At 46.8% G+C, this 532-nt stretch carries 1 pseudogene; it reads left to right on the plus strand.

What is annotated here, in order from left to right:
* A pseudogene (locus BCU91_RS07890) lies at nt 1-532 on the plus strand (transposase); the annotation flags it as partial.

Consider the following 532-nt stretch of genomic DNA (forward strand, 5'->3'; position numbering starts at 1 on the left):
CCCATAACCGAAGGCGTGACTACCATCCTCATATCCACTTCATCATTCCGGCAGGCAGCTTTAATAAGCACAAAAAACAGTGGAAAAAGAACAAGGATAAATACCTGTTCAACGCCTTTAACCTGGCCAAAGTGTGGCGAGCAAGACTGCTGGCGCAACTGGCAAAACTGAGTCTAAAACTCCCTAGCTCAATACCCAAAAAGTGGGTGGTAGACTGCCAACATGTGGGTAAAGGACTGCCAGCTTTAAAGTACCTGTCGCGATACCTTTATCGCGGCGTGTTACCCGATAAAAATATCGTCAGTAATATCGACGGACAAATTAGTTTTGAGTATCAAAAATAGCCAAACCAACACCACTGAAATACGTACATTACCTACTGTCGAATTTCTATGGTTGGTACTGCAACATGTACTGCCGAAAGGCTTACGGCGAGTCAGAGATTTTGGATTACTCAGAGGAGGTTCAGCCAGGCTGCGGCAACGAATACGCTTGATGCTAGCCGTTGCTGGCACCGTGTTTGCGCCGCTCG

Source organism: Shewanella sp. 10N.286.52.B9, assembly GCF_002873635.1.
Taxonomy (GTDB): domain Bacteria; phylum Pseudomonadota; class Gammaproteobacteria; order Enterobacterales; family Shewanellaceae; genus Shewanella.